This is a genomic window from Intrasporangium sp. (assembly GCF_035688975.1).
Taxonomy (GTDB): Bacteria; Actinomycetota; Actinomycetes; order Actinomycetales; family Dermatophilaceae; genus CALMNV01.
The window spans coordinates 1-3,435 of sequence record NZ_DASSMH010000126.1 but is presented as its reverse complement, the minus strand read 5'-3'; the positions used below and the strand labels follow the sequence as shown (position 1 = coordinate 3,435).

At 73.1% G+C, this 3,435-nt stretch carries 4 protein-coding genes; 1 reads left to right on the top strand and 3 read right to left on the bottom strand.

What is annotated here, in order from left to right:
• Nucleotides 1-149: 149 nt before the first annotated feature.
• Nucleotides 150-440: a WXG100 family type VII secretion target gene (locus VFJ94_RS13485; RefSeq protein ID WP_325004737.1), complete on the bottom strand. Its 291-nt coding sequence runs from the start codon at nucleotides 438-440 to the stop codon at nucleotides 150-152.
• A gap of 120 nt (nucleotides 441-560) precedes the next feature.
• On the opposite strand from VFJ94_RS13485, the gene VFJ94_RS13480 reads away from it, so the two are divergent.
• On the top strand, nucleotides 561-1,343 hold the full coding sequence (locus tag VFJ94_RS13480) for a DUF4031 domain-containing protein (protein WP_325004736.1): 783 nt from the start codon (nucleotides 561-563) through the stop codon (nucleotides 1,341-1,343).
• Between the two features lie 28 nt (nucleotides 1,344-1,371).
• Here VFJ94_RS13480 and VFJ94_RS13475 read toward each other — a convergent pair whose 3' ends face one another.
• Nucleotides 1,372-3,000, bottom strand: a complete 1,629-nt coding sequence (locus VFJ94_RS13475; protein ID WP_325004735.1) for a VCBS repeat-containing protein — start codon at nucleotides 2,998-3,000, stop codon at nucleotides 1,372-1,374.
• A gap of 255 nt (nucleotides 3,001-3,255) precedes the next feature.
• On the bottom strand, nucleotides 3,256-3,435 hold a 180-nt coding region (locus VFJ94_RS13470; RefSeq protein WP_325004734.1), incomplete at its 5' end, for a DUF520 family protein.

The window sequence follows — 3,435 nt, the reverse complement described above, 5'->3', positions numbered from 1 at the left end:
GGCGCCCGACTGCGGGGTGTGCGGAAGTGGCCACTCGACGTGGGGGAGGGGCGCCCGACTGCGGGGTGTGCGGAAGTGGCCACTCGACGAGGGGAAGGGGGCCAGCGGGTGTGCGGAAGTGGCCACTCGACGAGGGGAGGGCCCGGAGGTCAGCGGGCGAAGAGGGCGCGGGTCTGGTCCTCGTGCTGGGCGTAGGCGGCCGAGACGGCAGAGGTGACCGCCGCGATGTCGGACAGGCTCTGCGTCATCTGGGCCTGAGCGCCTTGGTAGTCGTGCACGACCCGCTCGAACTCGGCCTTGGCCGGCCCCTCCCACGCCCCGTCGAGGGAGCCGAGCAGGGACCGCAGGTGCGCGACGGCGGACTCGATCGTCTCGGCGGTGGAGCGGATCTGACCGGCGGCGGCGGCGATCCGCTCGGTGTCGACGATGGAACGGGACATCGGTGTCCTCCCTGACGGGCGCCCGGCGGGCGGCTGCTGACCTGACCCGACGACGGTAGGCCGCGCGCGACCGCATCCGCCGCGGTTGTCCACAGGTGCCGATGACCTAGGCTGCCGGGCATGGCCCTGTGGATCGACCAGCCGATCTGGCCAGCGCACGGCCGGCTGTTCGCCCACCTGGTCAGCGACAGCTCGTATGCCGAGTTGCATGCCTGCGCGGACGCCGCGGCCCTGCACCCGTGGGCCTTCGACGGCGACCACTACGACGTGCCGCAGGAGCGGTGGGACGCGGCCGTCGCCGCGGGCGCGGTTCCCGTCCCGGGGGTCGAGCTCGCCCGGCGGCTCAACGCGTCGGGCCTGCGGCTGCGCAAGCGACGCGGCGACAGGGGAGTCGCCCGTCGCCTCCACGTGCCGCTGGCCTTCGGCGTCAGCCACGTCGACCTCGTCGCCTCGCCTCGGCCGGTCGCCGAGGAGCAGGTCTTCGGGGCCATGGTGTTCGTGCGCGACCGCGACGGCCGGTTCGCCGCGGTGCACAGCATCCGGCGCGGCGAGTGGGGGTCTCCGGGCGGATGGCGAGAGCCGGGAGAGACGCCGCTGCACACGGTTGTCCGCGAGACGGCCGAGGAGACCGGGCTCGTGCTCGACCCCGGTGCCGTGCACGTCTGCGGCTACGAGCGGTTCACGCCGCTGACTCCCGACAACCCGATCCCGGTGGGTGCTCCCTACCTGCAGGTCTTCCGGGCCGAGCTCGAAGGCCGTGCGCCGGCGCTCTCCTCGGGCGACGACGGCATACGGGCGACGCGGTGGGCTCCGCCGCGCGAGTATGCCGCGCTCTGCGGGCACCTGTTCTGGTGGCCGCTCGCGCGAGCGGTCATCGCCGACCTGGCCGACCTCGCCGCCTGATCGCCGCACGGGCGGCGGCCTACGCCGGTCAGAGGATCGCGTCGATGACGTCCCAGCCCCAGCCGACCTGAGTCCGGGGCAGCCAGCCGCCGCTCGGGCTGCGCGGGTAGAGCCACAGGGCACCGGTCCCGTCGCGGGCGAGGACGTCCGGAATCCGGTCGCCGTTGAGGTCTCCCGGGGCCGCGAGCGCGGAGAAGCCCTGCCAGCCGGTGCCGACCTGCACCCGGGGGAGCCAGCCACCCGAGCCGTTGCCGGGGTAGAGCCACAGGGAGCCCGTGGCGGTCTCCCGCGCCAGCACGTCGGTCGCGCCGTCGCCGGTGACGTCGCCCACGCCGAGGACCGGGTCGAAGCTGTTCCACCCGGTGCCGACTCGCACCCGGGGCAGCCAGGCGCCGAGCCCGTTGCCCGGGTAGAGCCACAGGTTGCCCGTCGCGGTCTCCCTGGCCAGGAGGTCCACCCGCTGGTCGCCGGTGAAGTCCCCCGGACCGACGACGGTGTCGAAGACGTTCCACCCGGTGCCGACCCGCACCCGGGAGCGCCAGCCGCCGGTGCCGTCGCCCGGGTAGAGCCAGAGGTCTCCCGTCACCCTCTCGCGTGCGAGGACGTCGAGCGGGCCATCGCCGTTGACGTCGCCGGGGGTGTCGAGGGCGTTGAAGATGCTCCAGCCGGTGCCGATCCGTATGCCGGGGGCGAGCGTGCCGCGGCCGTTCCCGGCATACAGCCGCAGGTCTCCCGTGGCACCCACTCGGGCGAGGACGTCGTTGTTCCAGTCACCGTTGAAGTCGGCCGTCGAGTTCGACAGCGTGGACGCCGGGACGGGCAGCGGCGTGAACGCGTAGGGGTCACACGTGAGGTCGTAGTCGCGCACGTCGTCGTACCACTGCGAAAGGTAGACCCGACCACCGCTGAAGCTGGCTTGTCGGCAGCGGTCCAGCGCCTCGGTCGGGTAGTCCAGGCGTCCTGCGGTGGCCCACACGGGCACGCCCGGCAGCCGCCACGAGCCGGTGATGGACTGCCAGCCGGAGAGGAAGGAGTAGAGGCCGTAGGCGAACCGCGCGTCCCGCAGCCCCCGCATGAGCCCCTCGACGACGTAACGGTTCTCCCGCTGCTGCGCCGTGGTGGCGGTCGGCCACGGCTGGGCGCTGCGCGGTTCGACGTCGATCCAGACGACCGGGGGGGTGAAGCCGACGGTGCGGAGGCTGGCGACGGCGAACGCCGCCTCCGCATAGCCGACGTTGGACAGCTGCCCGGCGCGGGAGCTGGCCGACCACGGGCCGCGGGAGCCGTAGGTGGTGAGCTGCGCGGCGGTCGGGAAGGCGGCCATCGTGTAGGCGTGCGCGGGCTTGCCGTTGCTGCGCACCCAGGCGAGCTGGGAGGCGAGGCACGGGTTCTCGGTGAAGGGCAGCCCCCGGGTCAGGCCGACGATCACGAACTGGGTCGAGGTGGGCGGCATCGGCAGGCCGAAGCCGCCGACGGAGGTGGGGCACTGCGGCCACGAGATGTCGTGCCCGTTGAGGGTGGCCGCCCGCGAAGGTGCGGCCGACCAGGGAAGGAGGCCGAGCGCCAGCGCCAGGGCCGCGAGGGCCGCCAGAAGCGGCCGCCCTGGTCGGCCGCGCACCGAGGCGAGCGCTCCTCCCGCGGTTGTGTGGCTTTCCACGATGGGCATGACGTCTCGAGGCCGCATGCGACTCAACTCCTCTGCCATCTCCCAGTGGACTCCCGGGCACGCCAAATTGCTAGAGGCCAACGGGATGACGGCGATGAGGCCCGGGGGCGCGCGAAAGTGGCCACTCGACGTGGAGGGGGGCACAGGCAGACGTATGCCGCCCACCCGGGCCCGGTGGGCGGCATACAGATGTGCGGGTGGGACGCCCGCGGGTCGGTCAGGTCGGCGCAGGGCTCGGGTGACGGGTCAGCGGTAGTTGGTGAAGCTCAGGGCCACGTCGAGGTCCGCCGCCTGGAGCATGCGCTGGACGGCCTGGAGGTCGTCGCGGGACTTGCTCGTGACGCGCAGCTCGTCGCCCTGGATCTGCGACTTGACGCCCTTGGGGCCCTCGTCGCGGATGAGCTTGTTGATCTTCTTGGCGTTCTC

What these genes read in the sequence shown, in the direction of transcription:
- VFJ94_RS13480 (WP_325004736.1), top strand. Translation starts at nt 561, where the DNA reads ATGGCCCTGTGGATCGACCAGCCGATCTGGCCAGCGCACGGCCGGCTG.
- VFJ94_RS13485 (WP_325004737.1), bottom strand. Translation starts at nt 440, where the DNA reads ATGTCCCGTTCCATCGTCGACACCGAGCGGATCGCCGCCGCCGCCGGT.